We start from the raw sequence: 19924 nt of genomic DNA on the forward strand, positions 1-19924 counted from the left end.
AAAAAAGCAGCTCGAGGCTGCTTGAAAAAGATTATTTATTTAACTTTGATTTTTCCGGTGAAGATCGCTTGAAGTTTGGCCATATCTTCGGTAAGTACCAGGTAAAGGTGGAGCGGTACAGTTACAGCGAAAACGACGGAGCCCAAGTAAATAATTACGCGATAGGTGTTGAGCATGCGAAAGATTGGATGAATTTGTACAAAAAAGTCTGGAGCATACAAAATCAAACCGCTGATAATGGTTGCCAGGTTGGTAAGAAACCACAGGGTAAAAAGCAGTTTTTGCCCCGGGTTGTACTTGCCGTAGGGTGGATGAGTGCTGGTCAGGAAAAATATATACTTGAACAGGCTGGGCAGGTTTTTTACATCACTGGGTAAGAATAAGACATCCTTGTAAGTTTTGGTGGCCACATAGTAGTAAACATATAGAATAAAATTGAAAATAAAGATGAAACCAAAAAGAAAGTGAAGTTTGCGCACGGTTCTCATTGGCACCACTAAGTTTTCATAGGGAGCGGCCAGGTAAAAACCGGTGAAGGTTAAAATAATCACGGCAAAAAATTGTACCCAGTGAAAAATTCTGTTGGGTAAAGGCTGGCGGAGCTTGGTTAATTGGATCATATATGTTCCCCCTAAATTCTATATTGCATCATGGAACCCTTAGCCTGGATAAGGTGGACTGCACAGGTAAAGCAGGGGTCGAAAGAACGGATAACTCGGCCTACCTCGATGAGATGGTCGGGATTCTCTACAGGAGTTCCTACTAGGGCTTCCTCTACCGGACCTCGTCTTCCCTGGTCATCTCGAGGGGAAAAATTCCAGGCGGTTGGTGTCACTATTTGATAACGGCTAATCCTTCCCCCTTTTATCTCTATCCAGTGGGCCAAAGCTCCTCGCATAGCATCTGTAAACCCTGCTCCTACACCGCTCTCCTTAACTTCGTAAGGAAGGAGGCTCAGCTCCGCAGGTGTCAACTGCATGAGCCATTCCTGCATCAAATTTCCGACCTTGGCCGCCTCCAGTACCCGGGCTTTGATGCGGTCCATGACGGAGATACCTTGGCGGTAGTCGCCGGAAATCCAGCCGCGGGCGAGGGGACCCGTTTCCATAGCTATTCCCTGGTAGCGGGGTGCCTTGACCCAGGAATAGGCACCGGGTTTATCCATGGAAGGATAAGTTTTTCCCTTACCGGGATGTTCTACCTCTTTGTCTGCCTCATACCAGGAATAAGTAATAGCTTCGGTTATGTACGAAGGGTCGAGTTTTTTAACCGACGGTTGTCCGTCCAGTATAATTCCCGCTGGGAAATGTCTTTCTTGACTGTTAGGTTTGGGGAAATACCCGTAACTCAGGAAATTCCCGTATCCTCTGCCTATTTGAAAGTATTCCGGGTAATAATGGGCAATAGTCTCCACATCGAAAATCATCTTTTCCTGGATAAATTCCACCAAGTCATCTAAAAGCGCTTTAAAGCGGCTTACGCGATCCGAAGTGGGAGGTACGCTTACTCCAGTAGGATATATTGCCTGCTGGTGAGGGGCTTTGCCTCCAAAAATGGCGAGCATTTGGTGGGCTTTGGCGCTGAGTTCTACCCCTTGCCAGTAATGCTGCATCAGCTGGTCGTTGACTTTTGACGGTAGGCGAAAGTCGTTGCCGGTTCGAGGTACAAACGGAGGGACATCCGGTCCTTTTACATAGTCGGGTAAAATTAATACGTAGAAGTGGCGAAGGTGGTTTTGTAAAACATCGGCTCCGTGAATGAGATTTTGTAGTAGGGTTCCATTAGGAGGAGTTTGCAAATTGAAAGCATCCTGCAGGGCATAGGCTGCGGCTATCGCATGAGCGGAAGAGCATATGCCGCATATACGCTGCGTAAAAAAAAATGCATCCCTGGGGTCCCGTCCCCGCATCATTTGTTCGAAGCCGCGATATAAGACACCGGCGCAGTAGGCATCTACTACTTTTCCCCCGGAAATTTCGATTTCTACAGAGAGAGGTTCGTGGACGCGGGTCACCGGAAAGAGCCTCTTCCTGGCCATGGTAACTGCTCCTTTCTATTTCTTGTCTGAAGCCTGGTTTTCATCGTCTTGCAGGGCCTGAGGAGTTTTTTGTGGTTGCAATTCCTTGCGGAACGCTTCTTGACTGTCCAAAATCCGATTGAGCTTTTCCATTATTTGGTCTTCGGGCATCCGGGCCGGGAGACTAGTTTTTTCCTTGGTGCCGTCAGTCATATTTTTACCGATCCGCCCGCTTATGATCGAAGCGGTGAGGTGGGTAGTAATTCCGACGGCGGTTAATCCCCCGAGGGCTTTGGCGATGCGCGAAGGGGAAGTTACCACCCCGGGGAGACGGATGTCAGGCAGATGTTGGAAAAAAGGGCTCATGCCGTCGGGAAAATCGGGACTGGCACAGCCAATACAGGGACTGTTGGCTCCTACCGGCCAGTTGACATGGTTGTTCCACTGGCGTTTGGGACAGTCGGCGTACGTTACCGGGCCCTTGCAGCCGAGCCGGTACATACAGCCCGCCTGGCCTGGTTGTTCGGCGAAAATACCGTTTTCAAAATACTGGCGCCGCGTACATAGGTCGTGAATAGTCTTACCGTAAAACATCACGGGGCGTCCTACGGCATCTAGTTCCGGCAGGCCGTAGTAAAGGAGGTGTACCAGTGTCCCAACTATCCAGTCGGGGTGGGCAGGACATCCCGGAACGTTGATTACCGGGCGTTGCAAGAATTCTCCCACGCCTATCGAACCGGAAGGATTGGGGTAAGCTGCAGCCGGTCCGCCGTGAGTGGCGCAGGTCCCAACGGGCATTACGTACTTAGCCTCCTGACCTACCCAGCGAATGACCTCCATTCCCGTGCGAAAGTCATTCTCTTTTCCCGGAAGCACATAATTGTACTTACCGTGGTCACGGGTAACTACGGCACCCTCCACTATGAGAATAAATTCACCGCGATATTTTTGAACCGCTTCTTCCAGAGCATCAACTGCCTGTTTTCCCTGCGCGGTGAGGAAGAGCCAGTGGTACCGGAGATCAACAATGTCCAGCAAAATTTTTTTGAGCCCGGGGTCTATAGAGTTATCCAGGGAAATAGAATTGCCGGTACAGGTGCCTGCCTCTATCCAAACTACAGGCAATTTTTGTATTTTACCTGCGGATAAGGCCTCTGCCAGGTCGTTGAGTAAAAATTGGGCTAAGCTAAAAGCCAAACCGCTTTGCATGCACAGCTTAAGGAATTTTCTCCGGGTAAGCATAACATCACCTTGGTTAAGTTTTTGGCTTGTTTAAAGAGCTCAGGGCAGTGCCGGCGGCTATAACAGCAGTCGTGAGCAGAACCCAGATGCTGCCCAATACTGCCGTATAAAATCCGATAACCTGGTACCCGGTGGTTTCCAGGAAAATTCCCAAAGGCATGATAAAACTACCCAATACGTAAAGATAGGCTACTGCCTTCATGAAATTAAAGTTAAACGTTATATTGTCGGTAAATAAGGACAAGATCATACCCAGCAATCCTAAGAGCGTAAGATGACTGTGGACACTCCGGTGCTGATCCATCGTTTCCTGGGTCCTTTCTGCTTTTACCAACCATTTTTCCGCCTGCCGGAGTTCTTCCCGGGTAGCCATCTCCACCACCATTTTCATATTTTGCAGGCGGGTATCCCTGATATCAGAAAGAACCAAAATGGCATATAGTGATCCGTAGATTATTCCGGCTAGTGTTAAAGCCATTCCTCCCCAAAAAAGGATTTTGGAAATATAAGTCTTAATGGCCGTTCCCTCCTGTCATTTGACTCCATTAATTATTGTTTATTAATGGTTTAGTACTTATGTATTGACATAAAAAAACAGGGTTTAAACCCTGCTGGAATTAAAAGGGAGAAAATGTTCCTCTTTTAAGTCCTTTCAGCTTAGGTTTTGATATCCCCTTATGTTGAATTAGCACTTTAAAAACATTTCCTAAACCCTCGGGCATTATTAATTTTTTCACGGCCAGACCCATTTTATAGGCTTCCTGAAAATTGTCCAAAGTTTGGCGGATTTCTTCAAGTTTTTCCAGGATCCCCAGATTGATAAGAAAGCGGGACTGGGTGGTAAAGCCGGTAAACTCCAGCCCAACCTTTTCCCCATATTTCACCAGGGCGGAAAAATCTACATGAGCAGTAATATCCTGTTCTCCAATCAAGGTATAGGGATTCTGGTGGGCTTGATGACGGTGATAGCACATTAAAGTTCCGGTAGTTCTTTGAGGTCCGTAGAGCTCTCGAGCGGGGAAACCATAGTCGATCGTAATTAGAAATCCCTGGAGGAGTTTTCCTGCTATTTGTTCCAGCCAATCCAACATCACCAGGTTTATCTCTGCTATTTGGCCTTCTTCCAGTTTTATCTCTAGTTCCTGGAGATATTGCTCCAGCTTAGGAGTAAAAGGAGGGCCAAGAATTTCCAAGAATCTGCCTTGCTCATCGACAGTAACATAAATTTCTTTCAGGCGTCCTCCTACCTGTCTTACCCGGTGAACGGGAAAAGCGTCCACCAGTTCGTTGGAAAAAATACAACCGCAAAAACCTTGACCTCCGTGTATCTGATCCAAATTTTCTACCCATTGAACTGAGTTTGGAAGGAGAGATAACTGATTCAACAGTTTTCTTTGCTCTGCAGCCAGATGCTGGCTGGTTTCTATAATAAAATATTTCATGTAGCTGGCAAGTTCCGGGGCATTTTCGGATAAATACTTCAAAATATCGTAAGCTAAAAAACCTTTTCCGGCACCAAATTCAACTACTACGAAAGGGTCTGCCGGCAAAAGGTGGGCCATTTCTAGTAACTGTTCGGCCAGCATTTGGCCGAAAATAGAATGAACATGGGGACTGGTGTAAAAATCTCCTTGGCGGCCGATGGTCAATTTGGCGGAGTTGTAATAGCCAAGCTCCGGATAGTAAAGAGCCATTTCCATGAACTGGGCAAATGAAATTTTACCTTTTTTCCTTATCCGCTCCGAAATAATTTGACCGAGAGGTGTAACCGACAAAGACATCACCTTCTCTCAGGTTTTTACATATTTTTATTGGTACGAGTTATACTAAACAAAAAAGTTTGCAGGAGGTAAATGAAATGACCGAGTTCATCGATAATGCCGAGGACAGTTTCAAGTGTGCGCGGTGCGGAAATACCTTCCCCATTTACGGTAATTCCCCGGCCAGATGCCCTATCTGTGGTTTTCAGTGTACGGCAGAAACCTGCTCACCGGTAGATGCATCGGACGAAGGGTACTGAAAAGGAGGATAATCAGTGGTTGATGCCAGAAAAACTAACAAAAAAGAAGAACCCCGTAAACATTATAAAGACCTGGCTTTGGTACCGGAACTGACTGGTTCCGGGACTATGATCAATCTTGATGCTCATTCCGAACCGCCGGAAGCGCCCAAAAATTGGGTTCCTAATACTCCGGAGGAACGGAAAAAACATGAAAAGGGAGAAAAGGGAAAACCGCGGCCCGAATAATTGGGAGATAAACTACGGTATAATTTATACTCAAATTATATGCAAAAGAAAGAAGGATGTCCAATTAGCATAATTTTCACAAACATTTTAACATTAAAACATTTTTGTGAAAGATTGCACAAACTGTTTTGTCTCCTTATAATAAAAGTAGAGGAAAATGAACGTAGGAGGGGAGCGGGTATGGCTCCGGTCAGTTCAGCTCTAAAAATTCCTCCGGTCGCTCCCAAAGTTATTAACAAGGTAGGCAGAAAAGCTGTAGTTGTCACTTATACGGGTCCAGAAGAAATTATGAAGTACGAAATGGAAGCTGATCTAAATAATTTCCGGCCTGCGGAGAGACAGAAGGAAGCTTTAGTGGAGATCGCCGGACTGGAAAAAGGAAGGGTTGTAATTGCCCGCCGGGGTAATAAAATTATAGGTTACGTAACTTTTCACCCGCCGGAGCAGTTTGAGCGCTGGGGACAGGGTAACCTGGATTGCATACTGGAGTTAGGGGCTATCGAAGTCAGTCCCCGCTGGCGTAACCAGGGTATAAGCAAGGGACTGCTGGAGGTAGCATTTGCTAATCCGGAATTGGAAGACTATATCGTTATTGCTACGGAATATTACTGGCACTGGGATTTAAGGGGTAGTGGTCTGTCGGTATGGCAGTACCGCGATCTATTGCAAAAGCTATTTGGTCGAGTGGGCATGAAACCGGAAGGCACTGATGATCCGGAGATAATTTCTCACCCGGCCAATATGTTGATGGTTCGCGTAGGTTCGCGCGTGAGGCGAGAAGATTTAATGGAATTTACTTTATTAAGATATAGAAAGTGTAGCTTAATTTAGCTAAATTACAAGATGTAAACTTAGAAGAAGAGCAGGCCGCTGTCTGGCCTGCTCTTCTTTCACTTCAAGATGGCCCAACTGGGAAGGGTGCTGAAATCAATACCCCACACCACTGGCAGATAGAACAGGGTCAGGCCGGTGATTAAAATTATTCCCATTATGTTTAACCAAAAACCGGCTTTGGCCATTTGCGGAATGGTAACGTATCCCGTACCGAAGACGATGGCGTTGGGTGGTGTCGCTACCGGTAACATGAAAGCGAAAGATGCTGCTATGGCTGCGGTAATCATTAAGGCGTAGGGATGTATTCCCATAGCGACTGCCATAGCTGCCATAATGGGCATCATCATACTGGCAGTGGCGGTATTGGAGGTAACTTCGGTCAGGAAAATGGTGAGGGTGACTACCGCTGCCGCGATTACCAGCATGGATGCGCCTTCCAGTCCTGCCAGTTGGTAGGCGATGTAATTGGCCAACCCAGTTTTCTTGAAGCCATCGGCCAAAGCTATACCGCCACCAAATAGTAGGAGGATGCCCCAGGGAATCTTAACGGCTGTCTCCCAATCCAGCAAGAATTTGCCACGTTTTAAATCTACAGGAATTAAGAAGAGAACTAAAGCCCCGAGAATGGCTATAGTAGGATCACCCAACTTCGGGAAAATAGGTGTCAATAACCACTTGCGAGTAATCCAGGCCAGAGCTACCAGGGTGAATACAATCAAGACCTGGGTTTCCTGTTTACTCATCGGACCTAATTTCTTGATTTCTTCCGAGATAACTTTCATCCCACCGGGTAACTCTCTAAGTTTGATGGGGAAAGCGACTTTAACTAGGTAGATCCAGGTCAATATTAAGCTTATAACGGCAATAGGTACACCGTACATCATCCAGCGGGCAAAGCTGATTTCCTGCCCGAACATCTTTTCCACTGCCGCAACCAGTATATTATTAGGCGGAGTCCCAATGATGGTGGCTACACCGCCGATGGACGCGGCATAAGCGATACCCAGCATAAGGGCTGTTCCGAAATTGAACTTGCCCGGTGAAAGATCCACATCTCTGGTAGCAGCCGCTTCCGCCGTGGCTTTAGAGGCATGCTCACCTTTGATAAGAGAAGCTACCTGTAGGATAACGGCCAGACCGATAGGTGTCATCATCATCGTCGTTGCGGTGTTGGAAATCCACATGGACAGGAAGGCAGTTGCTACCATGAAACCTAGTACAATCCGATTAGGTCCGGTACCGATCAGTCGAATAATATTTAGAGCAATACGCCGGTGCAGGTTCCAGCGCTCCATGGCCACGGCGATGAAGAAACCACCCATAAATAGATAAATATTGTAATGGGCATAGGGAGGTGTTACCTCTTTATAAGACATGGCTTTGGTTAACGGGAACAGAACAATAGGCAATAACGAGGTAGCCGGAATCGGTATCGCTTCCGTGATCCACCATGTCGCAATCCAGGCTGCACTGGCTAGGGCTCCCCTGGCTTCGGGTGTCAACGGAAAAACTTCCTTAGTTTCGGGGTTAATAGCATCGGGCAAGGGAAGAATCAATAAAAGGACAAAAAGCACAGGACCGAGAATAAGGCCGATTTTTTGACGTGTACCGTAACCGTTAGGACCCTCATCCCCTCCGGCTTTACCCAATACTTCTTTGGCGAGCTTCTTTTCCTTTTCGCTCAGTTTATTATTTTGTTCAATAGCGGCAGTAAAGTCTAATTTGAGCAGGCGTTTGGTTTGAACATGAAGTGTCCACATATATTGCCAGAAGCTTCTTATAGCATTACTCACGCTACTCATCAATTTCCCTCCTTCAATACGAATTTGTCATAAAAGAAATTGCTCCCTACTCTGTAACCACCTCCCTTAGTTTAATAATTCAAGTATTTCAGAAAATTCAGGATCGGTTACATTTTAGAATGTTCGAGGTAAGGGAACAATAATTTGAACATATTGATATTATTGTTCATTCCGTTCATGGGAGGGAATTTATGCCATAAATTGGACTTTTGCCGGGGAAAGGAACCTGGCCCTAAATGTCGAAACCTTTGGTCGAGGCCGGTGAAAGGAGTCATACAGGTGAAGGGTCTGAAAATGCAGACTAAAATAACATTGCTCTCCTTCGGATTGGTGGTAATTTCCATAATTATAGGTGGAATTGTTCTGGTAGAGAACTTTACCTCGGTATTGGAAAAGGAACTGGGTTCCAGAGCCCTGGCTATTGCCCGGACGGTGGCGCAAATGGAAGAAATCCAGCGTTATGTGGGTAAGCCGGGAGGGGAAGAGGTTATTCAACCTATTGCGGAGAAAATCCGTCTGGCTACTAATGTCGAATACATTGTGGTTCTGGACATGAACAAAATTCGTTATTCTCATCCTTTGCAAAAAATGATTGGAACAAAATTTTCTGGTGGGGATGAAGGCCCGGCTTTTGCTGATCATGAGTATATTTCCCGGGCAGAAGGGGTGCTGGGACCTTCAGTGCGGGCTTTTGTGCCCATCAAAACCAACGAGGGTACGAAACAAGTAGGGGTGGTAGTGGTGGGCGTACTTACTCCTACCGTTTCAAAAATTTTGCACGGTATCAGAATGCGTTTGTACCTCTCTCTGTTGGCTGGGCTGGCCGTAGGAATTTTAGGTTCGATGGTGCTGGTCAATAACATTAAAAAGAGTATGTTCAACATGGAACCGGAAGAGATAGCTAGACTTTTGGAAGAAAGGATTGCTGTCTTCCAGTCGATCGGGGAAGGAATCATTGCTATTGACAAAGAAGATAGGATAACTATTATTAACGATGAAGCCAGGAGAATAATCGGAGTGGAAGGAGAAGTTGTCGGCAAATCTATCTGGGAGGTTATTCCCGACAGCAATCTGCCGGCAACCGCCAGAACGGGAGAGGCTCAGTACAATCAGGAAAGATTGATAAATAATACGGTTATTTTGGTTAACCGGATACCCATCAAAGTTAAAGGAGAAATTGTTGGAGCAGTAGCTACTTTTAAGGATAAGACAGAGGTAAGCAAGCTGGCGGAAGAGCTGACCGGAGTGAAGAAGTTTATAGAGGCCCTGCGGGTGCAGAACCATGAATATATGAATAAACTGCACACTATTGCCGGTTTGATCCAACTGAAGAAATATGATAAGGCTCTCGATTACATTTTTGCCGAGACCGAAGAACAGCAGGAATTGACTCAATTCCTCAGCCGCCGAATTAAGGACTACAGTGTGGCAGGGCTTTTGCTGGGTAAATATAGTAGGGCCAAAGAGTTAAAGATAGATCTGGTGATTGACAAAAGCAGCCGTTTAACTTACTTGCCGCGAGGAATTGACAGTAGTGCTCTGGTGATCATTCTGGGGAATTTGCTGGAAAACAGTATGGAGGCAGTAGAGGGGTTGGAATTTGAGCGAAGAAAGGTCTTCTGCCGGTTGGAAGAGAAGGAAAAAAGTCTAAAAATTGTAGTGGAAGATACGGGAAGAGGAATCCCGAGAGAACTGGTGGGCAGAATTTTCGAGCCCGGTTTTTCTACCAAAAAGGGTAAGAACCGTGGGGTAGGACTGGCCTTGGTTAAGAGATATGTAGATAATGTTGGCGGAAAGATCTCCGTGGAAACGGAGGAGGGAAAAGGAACTCGAATTACGGTAGTATTACCCGTCGACCAGAAATCGAAGGGGTGAAAGTTATGATTCGTTTGGTTATTGTCGAGGACGATCCTATGGTAATGCAGGTTAATTGGGAGTACATTGAACAGATCGGCGGATTTGAAATAGTTGGTACGGCTAAAACGGGAACCGAAGCCCTTCAGGTGATTGAGGAACTGCGGCCGGAACTGGTTATTTTGGATATCTACCTGCCGGACATGGACGGAGTAGAAACGCTCCTGGAATTAAGGAAGCGGAACATTCCTACCGATGTCATCTTGGTTACGGCGGCGCGGGATGTGGAAACTATTCAGAAAGTCTTTCGTTATGGTGCGGTAGACTATATTATCAAACCGTTTAAGTTTGAAAGAATAAAAACAGCTTTGGAATCTTATAAAGAACTCTACCAAAAAATGAATCAAAAGGAATCCCTTGATCAGGAAGAGATCGACCGGATAAGAACAATCACCCCTGCTACTTCTAGGGAAACTTTGCCCAAGGGGCTTTCGGAGGTAACTATGAAGCAAGTTTTGCTCTACCTGCTCAAAAGGAAGGAGAGCCTTTCTGCTGAGGAAGTGGCGGAAGGTATTGGTCTGTCGCGCGTAACGGCCCGCAGATACCTGGAATATTTAGAGAAAATAGGCAAAGTAGAGCTGGAGATGCAATATGGTTCGGTAGGCAGACCGGTTAACCGCTACTACATTAAATGATAACTTTAAAGATAAGATTTAGCTGAGGAAGGACCAGGTGATTAACATGGAATCCGAGAAAAAAATTAGGATAGGTATTTTCTGGCTGGTATGTGTACTTGTAGTGTTAAGCCTGGGCGGATGTTCTTCGCGGGCCCGGGACATGGAACAGGTAAGCAAAGAAGAAAGAATTGTTATACGCTTTTCCCATGTGGTTGCGGAATCTACTCCCAAAGGCCGGGCTGCCAAACGCTTTGCCCTATTGGTAAATGAGCGTACCAATGGCAGAGTAGAAGTGCAGGTTTATCCCAATTCTCGCCTGTACAAAGATGGGGAGGAGTTTAAGGCTCTTCTGGAAGGGAATGTTCAGCTAATTGCACCAGCTACGGCCAAGCTGACGGAATGGTTCCCTGAATGGGCACTGTTTGACCTTCCTTTCCTTTTTGAAAGTTACGAGGAAGTTCACCGGGCCATGGATGGAGAAATTGGCAGGCGATTGTCGGATTTGCTTCTGAAGCGTAACATGATGGCTTTAGCTATGTGGGACAACGGATTTAAACAGGTTAGTGCCAACAGACCCTTGCTTTGGCCGCAGGACTTTGCGAGTCTAACCTTCCGCATTATGCCCAGCAAGGTTTTGGAGGCCCAATTTGCTCAACTAGGAGCCAAGACGGTAGCCATGCCATTTAATGAAGTTTATTCAGCACTGGAGAGTGGCATGGTAGATGGAGCGGAAAACCCTCCTTCTAACATGTTAACAAAGAAATTTTACGAAGTTCAGTCTCATTTAACGATCAGTAATCACGGATATTTGGGATACGTGGTACTGACTAACCGCCAGTTTTGGGAGAGCCTTCCGGAAGATATCAGGAAAGTCTTGGAAGATACTTTGCGTGAAGTTACCCAGTGGGAGAGAGAAATAGCAGCCCAGGAAAATGAAAAGGACCTGGAACTGATTAAAAAATCGGGTAAAATTCAGGTGCATTATTTAACTGAGGAGCAGAAAAAAGCATGGAAGGAAGCGCTCCAGCCGGTTTACCGGCAAATGGAAGAATTTATAGGTAAGGACCTGATCGAAATGGCCCGAAAACTCTAGGGGATGAAGCAGGATGAGTCTTAGCCAGGAGATCAAGAACTATGCCGAGGGTTTGGGGATAAACCGGGTCAGGATTTGCGGGCCCGAGCCTTTCGAGGAATTGCTGCCGTTACTTCAAAAAAGAAAGGAAGCCGGTTATGGTACTCCTTTTGAGGAACGGGACCTTCAGTTGCGTATCGAACCGCGACGACTGCTGCCGGAGGTTCGTTCCATAATTGCGGTGAGTGTATCCTACGGTGGGAAAGCCGTGGGAAGTCGGGTTCCCCAGGAATTAAAACCGGGTATTTCATATCATGCTTGGGGCGAGGACTACCACCGGGCACTGCGTCGGCAGTTAGAACAGTTGGTTGATTTCTTGGAAATCCGGGTAGGCCGGAAAGTACAATCCCTCATTTGTGTAGATGCCACCCCTTTGGTGGAACGGGCGGTAGCCAGGCGTTCCGGTCTCGGCTGGTACGGGAAAAATTGTTCCCTTATAACTCCTGATGAGGGGTCGTGGGTTTTTCTGGGAGAGATTTTGGTGGATGTAGAATTGGATCGGGATTACCCTCTTGACCACCGCGGGTGCGGCAACTGTTCGCGGTGCCTCGAAGCCTGTCCCGCGGGTGCCCTGCGGGCTCCCTATACCCTTGACTCTTCCCGCTGTTTATCTTATATCAGTCAGAAGTCAGGCTTCATACCTGAGGAGTTCCGTTCTTTATTAGGTACTCGCCTTTACGGATGCGATACCTGCCAGTTGGTATGCCCTTATAATCATTCCCCGGAGCCTGTGAGTCAAGCGTCAATTGCCAGGCCAGAGCGGTTTACGGCAGAGCTGGTTAAGGTCCTCAGTCTTAACCGGCAGGAATTCTATCAGATGTTCGGTTTTTCCGTGCTGGCATGGAGGGGGAAAAATGTTTTGGCCAGAAACGCGGCGGTGGCTTTAGGTAATCTGGGCGATGAAGATGCAGTGCCTGGTTTAAAAAAGGCTTTGTTGGAACATCCCAGTCCCACGGTAAGAGGGCATGCTGCCTGGGCCCTGGGCAGAATAGGAGGAAGTTCGGCTGGAGAGGCTCTGGTAAGAGCTAAAAAAATGGAAACAGATTCGAGAGTTTTGAAGGAGATTGAAAGGGCGTTAGTATGATTTTTAATTCTAGGAAGGACAATCTGATAAGAATGACGAATCATAGCGGAGAACGGCATGAAATTTTAGTAGAGCAAGGATGAAGCAGGAATGGCTACTGTTAAACTAAGCGTTCTAGGTGAGATGTGTCCGTTGCCTATAATCAAGGCGGAAGCCAAGTTTAAACAAATGCGGGAAAAGGATACCTTGATAATAGAAACTGATCATAGCTGCGCTCCCCGGTTTATTGTGGAAAGGATGAGAAATTACCGCTGTACCATTGAGGTTAAGGAAGTAGCCTTTGGAATATGGCACGTTATTATTACCAAAGGAGTGTAGTTCTTAACAAAATCCTCTTTCTTTGGACTTGAGGAAGTCAAGAAATTTCTTTTGCAGGAGAGTTTGTTGCCGACCAGGCAGATACACGGCTGTAAACCGGTGCCGGAAAGAAATACCTTCAACTTTAAGTGCTTTTAAAACTCCGGTATAAATCTCCTTTTTTATGGCCAGTCGAGGAAGCACGGTAACTCCTCTACCTGCTTCGACCGAAGCTTTAATAGCATCGAAACTGTTGAGTTCCATAACTATGTTCAGATCATCAAAGCTTAACCCCTTCTTTTGTAGTGCCTTTTCAATAGTACGCCTGGTACCTGAACCTTCCTCCCGGGCGATAAAGGGAAATTCTTTCAATTCTTCAAGGGTTACCGTGTTTTTATCTTTCCAATCATCATTGTTGGGAGTGACCAGCAGAAGTTCATCGTAGGCCAGGACGCTGCTGATAAAATTTTCTTCTTTTTCCGTGGGACCTTCTACAATTCCTAAATCAATTGTTTTATCTAAAAGTTTTTGCATTATTTCTTCTGAGTTGGCTACCGTCACCTTTATCTGGGCACGAGGATATTTCTCTTTGAAGATATATATGCTGCAGGGCAGCGCATAGCCGCCTACAGTACTGCCGGCTCCTATGGCCAGTTCTTCGTTGTCCATGTTTTTTAGTCGTTCGATTTCCTGGTGAAGATTTTGGTTGAGGATGGAGATCCTCTTTGCATAATATAACACGGCTTCGCCGGCTTCCGTAGGGATTACTCCCCGGTTGGTGCGTTCTAAGAGGGGCAGTCCGAAATGTTCCTCCAGGGCCTGGATCTGAGCGCTGAGGGCTGGCTGGGTTAAATGCAGTTCCCGGGCCGCTTTGGAAATACTTCCCTCTTGCACCACTTTGCAGAACGCCATCAGTTGGGTTAAAAGCATAAGGCATCTCCTTTCGCAGTCAATTTTTTTTAACCAAACTTTGTGATTTTTTTCTCAAAAGATGGTGCGAAAAATTATACAAAAATAATTGCAGGATATAGCAAAGAAAGGCAGTATTTATTTAAGTGTATAATATTATAATCTTTCGCTTGAATAGAAGTTTTTCCTGCCTGAAGAAGGTGGAATAATAATGTTTTTGAACAGTTATTTTGGTAAACTTAGCAAACCGGTAGCCTCCGGTATTTTTATACTGATCACTTGTATATGGTTGTTAACTGACCGTTCCCTTGGATTATTGTGGCTGTTCGGAGCGGGCTTTGGCATAATTATGCAGCGGTCTCGTTTCTGCCTGGCGGCACCTTACCGGGACCTGTTCCTGTTTAGATCCACTTCTCTCCTGAAGGGTCTAATACTTATCCTGATTATTACCACTGCCGGGTTCGCGATTATTCAATTTCAAACTATTGGCTTTGACTCCCGGCTGCCCTCTTATTTTAAGCCCGTCGGCTGGTTTACCGTAGCGGGAGCACTGCTTTTCGGTATGGGTATGGTTCTGGCCGGCGCCTGTGTTGCCGGTAGCCTGGTTCGCTTAGGGGAGGGGCATGTCCTCTATGTAGGGGTGCTGGCTGGTGTGGTGGCGGGGAGCCTGGTGGGAGCCTATCATTTCGGATGGTGGACTCATTTCGCGGTGCAAAAGCTGCCACGGATTTTCTTGCCCCATCTCTGGGGCTGGTCCTGGGCCGTAGGGGGACAACTGGTCCTCTTACTGGGTGTCTTTGGTTTGCTAAGCCTTTATGAAATACGAAAAGAACGGCAGCGGGAAGCAAGCAGTATGGTTGCCGCTGCTTCGGAGTCTTTTACTTTTAAATCTCTAGGCCGGAAACCCTGGCCTGTCTGGCTGGGAGCAGTTACCCTGGCCTTATTAAACATTCTGCTTCTGTATGTTCATGGTTACCCCTGGTGTGTGGCCAAAGTTTTTACATTTATAGGAGGTCATATAGGGCAGCTGCTGGGTTTAGGAGTAAACAAAATTTACTTTTTCCAGCTCCCCTTTGCGCGCCAATTTTTACAGGCAGGCCTGTTGAACAATCCTATATTCGTTCTCGATGTAGGAACTGTATTTGGCTCATTTTTGGCGGCAGTTGGCACGGGTGAATTCCGCCTTCGCTGGGTCAAGATTCCCAGGCAAGCTTTGCTTGCAATCGCCGGCGGTGTACTTATGGGGTATGGAGCCCGTATTGCCATGGGTTGCACCGTAGGAGCCGTTCTGAGTGGCGTATCGTCCATGTCCCTTCACGGGTGGTTATTCATGACCTTTTTGTTTCCCGGTGCTTATGTCGGGACCAGGCTGCTTTTGCGTTATCTCGTTTAAGAGGAAGAAGGTTAAATTAAGTCCGGTCCTTTGGTAATTCCCGGTTAATGCTTATGGAAGTACAATAGCTAGTGCTTATGGCTATAGGAGTTGTCTATCGGATTTTGGGATGTTGCAAAACTGAAAATGACTGCCAGATCTGGGTTTCAGGAATTTTATAGTGAAATCAGCGATAGATTCCCTGCCGGAGCGAACGGCAGGATTTTTTTTTTAGGGGACAGAAGTCCTTTTATACGCACGGAGGAAAAGCCCATAGATGACGAACAAAAAGTTATAAAAGTAATCCCGGGACAGCCGGGAAGGTTGTAACATTGGTCTTACCTTGCGAACTCGGTAGGTGGCCGTGCGGGCTGTGGCAGCTCTGGCAACCGAGTTCAACGACCTTTTATCCCGGGTGGGGCAGGCACCCGGGGTAAATAGGTCGGCATATAGAAGGGGTTATTCCGGAGGTCCCAAAAGCGCTCCATTTATTTTGGAAAAGATTTGTGAAGTGTCGAACAATCTCGAAACCAGGCGGTTAACCGCTTGGCCATAAAGTCCGGCAAATCTTAACCGGGAAAGGAGGGTAGAGAGAATAGGTTGGCCGGAAACAACAAAACAGTTAAGAAAGGAGGACGTAGCTTGAAGAGGCTCAGTCTGGTTCTTATTTTGAGCCTGGCGTTCATTGCCCTCTTCGCTACCGCCGCTTGGGCCGAGCAGGCCAAGTACAGTGCCGTAGACGATCAGGGCAATAAAGTGGCCGGTGCAGTATACGAGAGATATTACAAGGCCACTCCCAAGGAGTTCCTGCCGGACGGAGCAGCAGGTTATCCCTACGAGATTTACCTGCCTAATGAAGAGAATCCGGCGAACTACCGTATCCACAGTAACTATACTAAAGATACTGACGCCTGTGCTTCCTGTCACGCAACCCACACCGCTGTAGGTGCCTCCTTGCTGCAGTGGTACACGGTATATGAAACCTGTATGGCCTGTCACGACGGTACGGTAAGCACTACTTATAACGTTCAGGACGGCCGTATCGGTTCTACCGGTGCCAACGCCTTCGGCGGTATGTTCGGTTCGGGTGACGAAGCTTACCTTTCCAATCACAACGTGACCGGTGCGGTGCAGATTTCCGCTGCGCCTGGCGGCAGTGTAGTCGGTAACAAGGTAACCACCGACTACGGTAAAGTGATCACTCAGTGGGCCGCCGAGTTCGGCTGTCAAAGCTGTCACTCGCCTCACGGCCAGGGCGGCAACGCGCGGATTCTGCATCCAGACCCCAACGGCGTGGCTAGTGCGAGAAAGCCTGCCGGCGGATTTACCTATGTGGGTACATTAAGTGATGTTGACGGAACCACTACCGGTATCGTCAAGGACGGTACAAGCTACAAGGTATACTTCAACGGTAAGCCTGCTCTCCTGATCAAGGGATATCCGTATGGAGTAACTGTATATAACGATGGTAGTAAGACTTATGGAGCTACTGTAGATAATAGCAACGGCTACACCGTAATTTCTGGCGTAAACCTTAGTGATAATGTTGCGGACAAGGTCTACGGTACTCCCGCCCTGCAGGTCAAGATGGATATTAATAACTACCTGCAGGCCAACGAGAGCGTACAACATATTTCCGGCCTGAACAGCTTCTGCGGCGCCTGTCATACCGACTACAATACTGAAAACGTGGTAGTAGATCCTACTGAAGGAGCACCCAATGGTTCCGGTAAAGTGCTGAACGGTACTTATTCGGAAGCATACCGTCACCAGGTGGGTATGGAATGGCATGGCACTGAACCCAATATGGCCTTCGAAGAAAACAACCGGGTTACCTGCCTGACCTGTCACTTGGCTCACGGTACTTCCCAGGAATACTGGGTAAGGACTCTGGATGACGAAGGTTACACGGCGGAAATGGCAGTTGAGCTTTCCGGTTCTTCGGCCCTCAAGCGGAAACCCAATATGGGTACCTGCGAGACCTGCCACCAGAAGGGCGAGGGCAACGAGGGCTACCTGGCACTTGCGGGTATGGAAGGAGAGTACCAGCAGGTGGACCGCACTGCCGACGTACTCTTCAACCAGAAGGATGCCGACTACGTTGGCGGAGCCGAGTGTGCTAAGTGTCACCAAGATCATGTAAGCGGCTTCGGCGACACTGCCCACAGCAACGTTGCCATCAGCAGCACCAACTTTGCCAGCAACGACCTGCTCTTTACTGCGGCCAAGAAAGCAGAATATGTCGACACCAATATCTCCTGTGAGGCCTGCCACGGACCTGGCGGCAACCACGTGAAGGTGCCTTCGGCATTGAACATCTATAACCCGGCTTACGCTTCGGCGGAGAACGCCACCAAAGTCTGCCAGCAGTGTCACGAAAGTGCTACGGCCATGCTGGATGCCGATAATGTTGCTAACGAAGACTTGGCTCAGTACAACGAATTTGCCACTAGTGACCACTACACCACCGGTATTCTGAGCTGTAGTACCTGTCACAGCAGTCACGGTTTGAATTTCGAGGGCGTACAGTTGAAACGCGCTGCTTCCACTCTCTGTTCCGAGTGTCACGATCAGGTTGTGGACCTGGACGGCTACATGCCGGCCATTGCCGGACCGAGTAAGGTACGCACCCACGCCTTCCAGGAGGACTACCCGAATCATGGCATAGACAACGGACCTCTGGGACTGCACAACTTCGAATATACCGACTCCTCGCTGTGTAAGGACTGCCACAAGGATGCAGAAGCCGACCTGAAGAACTCCGTACACTACACCATGAAGACTGAAATCCGGCCCAACACCATCTTTAACCTGGCAACAGATGAACCGCTTACTGGATATTTTGGTATGTTCAACCGCTTCTGCCCGCTCTGCGGTGGCAATGTGGCCATCAACTGGGCAGGCGCCATACCGTTCAACAGCACTGTTTGGGGTGGCGACAGCGATGTATGGCGTAAAGGCGGTTGCTCCAAGTGCCACGTTGGAGGCGTAACGGAGGTTAACGGTGTAGACGTAGCCGACACCACCCTTGACTGTCTCATCTGCCACGCCAAGGATTACAACGCGAAGAAGCGTTACGTCGAGGGAACCGACTTTGCTACCGGTAGTGACATGAGATGGGTCATGGGTGCCGAGAACCAGGTTGCCAGCGTGACGGCAACGATCGGTAAGCCCGGCGGCCAGTATTGTCTGCGCTGCCACGAGGAGCCCTTCTACGGCAAGCGCGGTACTTCTTGGGAATCTTTGGAAGCCCAAAAAGCAGCCTGGTTGGGACCCGACTCTACTCCTTGGACGGCTGACGACGATCGCAGTAAGTTCTCGCCCTTCCTGAGCGATCCGGACCTGACCAGGGCTGACGTACACGAAGAAGCCGGTGTTGAGTGTGCCGACTGCCATAAGGTTCGCGACCACCTGATCGCCCGGGGTACCATGATGACCGACCTGTGGGCCAACGACCTGCCCGACGTGGCGGTTGACTGCGAACAGTGCCACAATATGGGTACGGTACACAACAACGCTGCCGGCCTGACCGAGTCCCAGCGTGACAAGCTGGCCAGCAACCACAACAAGGTAGCCTGCCAGACCTGTCATATCGTGGGCGGCGGCGGTATGAGCGGTAGGGACTTCTCCAACGCTATGCCCATGCCGGCCTTCATGGACGGTACCTACCAGGCCAGCGTTGTTGAAAAAGCCTACCTGCCCGGCGCTTCCGGCCTGTACTTCTGGGTACAGACCATGTATGGGGATGCCAACGGCGACGGCAACCCAATCGAACATCGCTACATCGAAGCAGTTAACGACGATATGGCTCAGGGTGAAAAACAGCCTCTGGTCTACAAGTGGTGGAACGGTACCGCCTACAATAATAGCCAGCCTATAGGTAGCGAATTCGACGGCAAGATCTATCCCTTCAAGCAGGTTACTGCTATAGCACCGTATCTGGAAGAGTACAACACAAGCGACAAGCTGAATCCGGACAAGTTCCCGGCCCTGCCCATGGTTGGTGGTAAGCTGATCAAGACTGGTCAACCCAAGGATGCCATTGAGGCCGGACTGAAGAAGACGTTGCCCACTTCCGGTATTATAGATAGAGCTACGGACCTGAATGGCGATACCACTTACTACAGCCAGGCTTCCTACGACCTGTCCAATAGTGCCGACAGAGACCTGCTTGCCGTTGAAATGGCGGCCAAGTGGGATGCCCTGTACGGCGCAGGTGCCAGTAAAGTCGGAGTAGGTACCTGGAACGCTGATGGTTATCTCGACGCAGGACGTACCCGGATGAACATGTGGCTCGGCGTCAGCCACGGTATTACCAAGACTGAAGCCCTAACCTGCACCGACTGCCACAGCAGCAACCCGGTTATTCCGCTGGACGACCTGTTCAGTGCCGATCGCGCTGCTGAACTGAAGACTGTTGATACCAACTAATCTGGATCAACGGCAACAGCACCTT

Annotated in this window: 17 protein-coding genes; 10 read left to right on the forward strand and 7 right to left on the reverse strand. The window is 48.2% G+C overall.

The window, feature by feature from the left end:
- Positions 1-35 precede the first annotated feature (35 nt).
- The 5 genes from KKC1_RS01705 to KKC1_RS01725 all read right to left on the reverse strand — a co-directional run bounded on the left by KKC1_RS01705 (position 36) and on the right by KKC1_RS01725 (position 5034).
- Positions 36-620: a cytochrome b/b6 domain-containing protein gene (locus tag KKC1_RS01705; RefSeq protein WP_088552787.1), complete on the reverse strand. Its 585-nt coding sequence runs from the start codon at positions 618-620 to the stop codon at positions 36-38.
- A gap of 11 nt (positions 621-631) precedes the next feature.
- The gene (locus tag KKC1_RS01710) at positions 632-2038 is read right to left on the reverse strand and encodes a nickel-dependent hydrogenase large subunit (protein WP_088552788.1); all 1407 of its coding nucleotides are present in this window, start codon (positions 2036-2038) and stop codon (positions 632-634) included.
- Between the two features lie 15 nt (positions 2039-2053).
- Positions 2054-3259 carry a hydrogenase small subunit gene (locus KKC1_RS01715; RefSeq protein ID WP_088552789.1) on the reverse strand — a complete coding sequence of 402 codons (1206 nt, stop codon included), beginning with the start codon at positions 3257-3259 and terminating at the stop codon, positions 2054-2056.
- 13 nt (positions 3260-3272) lie between these two features.
- Positions 3273-3737: a hypothetical protein gene (locus KKC1_RS01720; protein ID WP_088552790.1), complete on the reverse strand. Its 465-nt coding sequence runs from the start codon at positions 3735-3737 to the stop codon at positions 3273-3275.
- Between the two features lie 139 nt (positions 3738-3876).
- Complete coding sequence (locus tag KKC1_RS01725; RefSeq protein ID WP_192868024.1) at positions 3877-5034, reverse strand: class I SAM-dependent methyltransferase; 1158 nt, start codon at positions 5032-5034, stop codon at positions 3877-3879.
- Positions 5035-5117: 83 nt separating this feature from the next.
- On the opposite strand from KKC1_RS01725, the gene KKC1_RS15940 reads away from it, so the two are divergent.
- The 3 genes from KKC1_RS15940 to KKC1_RS01735 all read left to right on the forward strand — a co-directional run bounded on the left by KKC1_RS15940 (position 5118) and on the right by KKC1_RS01735 (position 6338).
- On the forward strand, positions 5118-5279 hold the full coding sequence (locus KKC1_RS15940) for a hypothetical protein (protein WP_153802836.1): 162 nt from the start codon (positions 5118-5120) through the stop codon (positions 5277-5279).
- A gap of 15 nt (positions 5280-5294) precedes the next feature.
- Positions 5295-5507 carry a hypothetical protein gene (locus tag KKC1_RS01730; protein WP_088552792.1) on the forward strand — a complete coding sequence of 71 codons (213 nt, stop codon included), beginning with the start codon at positions 5295-5297 and terminating at the stop codon, positions 5505-5507.
- Positions 5508-5687: 180 nt separating this feature from the next.
- A complete protein-coding gene (locus KKC1_RS01735) occupies positions 5688-6338 on the forward strand; it encodes a GNAT family N-acetyltransferase (RefSeq protein WP_088552793.1) in 651 nt (216 codons plus the stop codon).
- A gap of 59 nt (positions 6339-6397) precedes the next feature.
- Here KKC1_RS01735 and KKC1_RS01740 read toward each other — a convergent pair whose 3' ends face one another.
- The gene (locus tag KKC1_RS01740; RefSeq protein ID WP_088552794.1) at positions 6398-8143 is read right to left on the reverse strand and encodes an SLC13 family permease; all 1746 of its coding nucleotides are present in this window, start codon (positions 8141-8143) and stop codon (positions 6398-6400) included.
- A 273-nt stretch (positions 8144-8416) separates the two neighbouring features.
- On the opposite strand from KKC1_RS01740, the gene dcuS reads away from it, so the two are divergent.
- From dcuS to KKC1_RS01765, 5 genes are all read left to right on the forward strand, one after another.
- Positions 8417-10018 carry a DcuS/MalK family sensor histidine kinase gene (dcuS, locus tag KKC1_RS01745; RefSeq protein ID WP_088552846.1) on the forward strand — a complete coding sequence of 534 codons (1602 nt, stop codon included), beginning with the start codon at positions 8417-8419 and terminating at the stop codon, positions 10016-10018.
- A gap of 5 nt (positions 10019-10023) precedes the next feature.
- A complete protein-coding gene (locus tag KKC1_RS01750) occupies positions 10024-10692 on the forward strand; it encodes a response regulator (RefSeq protein ID WP_088552795.1) in 669 nt (222 codons plus the stop codon).
- Positions 10693-10738: 46 nt separating this feature from the next.
- Positions 10739-11767, forward strand: a complete 1029-nt coding sequence (locus KKC1_RS01755) for a TRAP transporter substrate-binding protein (protein ID WP_088552796.1) — start codon at positions 10739-10741, stop codon at positions 11765-11767.
- A 13-nt stretch (positions 11768-11780) separates the two neighbouring features.
- Entirely contained in the window at positions 11781-12890 is a 1110-nt protein-coding gene (gene queG / locus KKC1_RS01760) for a tRNA epoxyqueuosine(34) reductase QueG (RefSeq protein ID WP_088552797.1), read from the forward strand.
- 90 nt (positions 12891-12980) lie between these two features.
- Positions 12981-13208 carry a sulfurtransferase TusA family protein gene (locus KKC1_RS01765; RefSeq protein ID WP_088552798.1) on the forward strand — a complete coding sequence of 76 codons (228 nt, stop codon included), beginning with the start codon at positions 12981-12983 and terminating at the stop codon, positions 13206-13208.
- A 3-nt stretch (positions 13209-13211) separates the two neighbouring features.
- Here the strand turns inward: KKC1_RS01765 and KKC1_RS01770 are convergent, their stop codons facing one another.
- Positions 13212-14117, reverse strand: coding sequence for a selenium metabolism-associated LysR family transcriptional regulator (locus KKC1_RS01770; protein ID WP_088552799.1), 906 nt, complete (start codon positions 14115-14117; stop codon positions 13212-13214).
- Positions 14118-14307: 190 nt separating this feature from the next.
- On the opposite strand from KKC1_RS01770, the gene KKC1_RS01775 reads away from it, so the two are divergent.
- The gene (locus KKC1_RS01775) at positions 14308-15489 is read left to right on the forward strand and encodes a YeeE/YedE family protein (RefSeq protein WP_088552800.1); all 1182 of its coding nucleotides are present in this window, start codon (positions 14308-14310) and stop codon (positions 15487-15489) included.
- A 621-nt stretch (positions 15490-16110) separates the two neighbouring features.
- On the forward strand, positions 16111-19899 hold the full coding sequence (locus tag KKC1_RS01790; RefSeq protein ID WP_192868025.1) for a cytochrome c3 family protein: 3789 nt from the start codon (positions 16111-16113) through the stop codon (positions 19897-19899).
- Positions 19900-19924 lie beyond the last annotated feature (25 nt).

Source organism: Calderihabitans maritimus (assembly GCF_002207765.1).
GTDB classification, from domain to species: Bacteria; Bacillota; KKC1; order Calderihabitantales; family Calderihabitantaceae; genus Calderihabitans; species Calderihabitans maritimus.